We start from the raw sequence: 1,148 nt of genomic DNA, 5'->3' as shown, positions 1-1,148 counted from the left end.
GAACTCCGCCGGATACGGAGACTTCCGTCCCACCAGGACACCTTCCCTTGGATCTACAAGATCCATTGTCAGAGTGTCCACACCACAGGGGTCGCCTCACCCACCGACCGCTCCGCGACCTGGAACACCTCAGCCGCCTGCCGGTACCCCTTCACCCGCCCCGACTCCAGCGCGGCCACCACCCGCAACCGCACCCCTTCCCGCCCCGCCGGCGCCACCCGCCGCAGATCCCCAGACCCCGCCACCCCAGGCCAACGAGGAAGGCAACTCAAAAATTCCACCTCAATGTATCCGGCCCGTAGGATGGCGGTATCTCGTGATGAGCAGGGAGGCGCAATGAGCATGATGTACCCGGAGTACGGGCAGTGGCTGAGCCAGGTGCGGCGCTCGATGAAGTTGCCTAAGGCGGTCAAGCTGCTGTTCGACCAGGGACGCTTGTATATGTCACCGGTTACGGAGGCGCACAGCGAGGCGGACGACTCGATCCGATCTCAGCTGGCGGAGCAGCTGGGCAGGGAATCCGGTTTGCATGTTACGCGGGATAAGGGTGTGCTGCCGGAGCTGGACGGTTATACGCCCGAGCCGGATGTGCTGGTGGTGGACGCAGGGGCGCTCGGGCCGGGGGATGCTTTCGTGGATCAGAAGTATGTATACTTCGTCGCGGAGAGCGTTTCCCGCTCGACGGTCGGGCAGGACTACGGGCGCAAGCTCAACCAGTACGCGGCGCGCGGGATTCCGACATATCTCATCGTGGACGTGCTGACCGGGGAGTGCGTGCTCTATCAGGTGCCGAAGGGTGACGAATACACCTCATCGGTACCCTACCGCTTCGGTGAGAAGATCGGGTTCAGCCTCGCTGGGGTTCCAGTGACGGTGCGCACAGACTTCAAGAAGATCCACTGAACCTCGAGGCTTATTCAGAGGCCAGTTTGTAAAAGTGCAATGCGATGACGGTGGAGATGGAGGCTTATTCAGGAGCTGGCGATCAGGCCACGAGCAGGACTGCGACCTGCAACGATACGAATCTCAAGATCGTCCTGAATAACCCTCCTTGTCTCCAATCCAGGCGCCGGGGTTGAGTGTCAGCAGGACTCCGGATTCACTCAGGCAAAAGGAATCGTGGCGGTTACCGTCGATCGGATCAGAAA

1 protein-coding gene is annotated in these 1,148 nt (G+C 61.1%); it reads left to right on the top strand.

Features of this window, described 5'->3' with window-relative positions; genetic code table 11:
• Positions 1-336: 336 nt before the first annotated feature.
• Positions 337-903: a Uma2 family endonuclease gene (locus IG74_RS0144705; RefSeq protein WP_234334695.1), complete on the top strand. Its 567-nt coding sequence runs from the start codon at positions 337-339 to the stop codon at positions 901-903.
• Positions 904-1,148: the final 245 nt, after the last annotated feature.

The organism is Streptomyces sp. NRRL B-1347 (assembly GCF_000720325.1).
Classification (GTDB): Bacteria; Actinomycetota; Actinomycetes; order Streptomycetales; family Streptomycetaceae; genus Streptomyces.
Note: the sequence above shows the minus strand (reverse complement) of the source record. Positions and strands in the feature narration are given on the sequence as shown.

What these genes read in the sequence shown, in the direction of transcription:
- IG74_RS0144705 (WP_234334695.1), top strand. Translation starts at nt 337, where the DNA reads ATGAGCATGATGTACCCGGAGTACGGGCAGTGGCTGAGCCAGGTGCGG.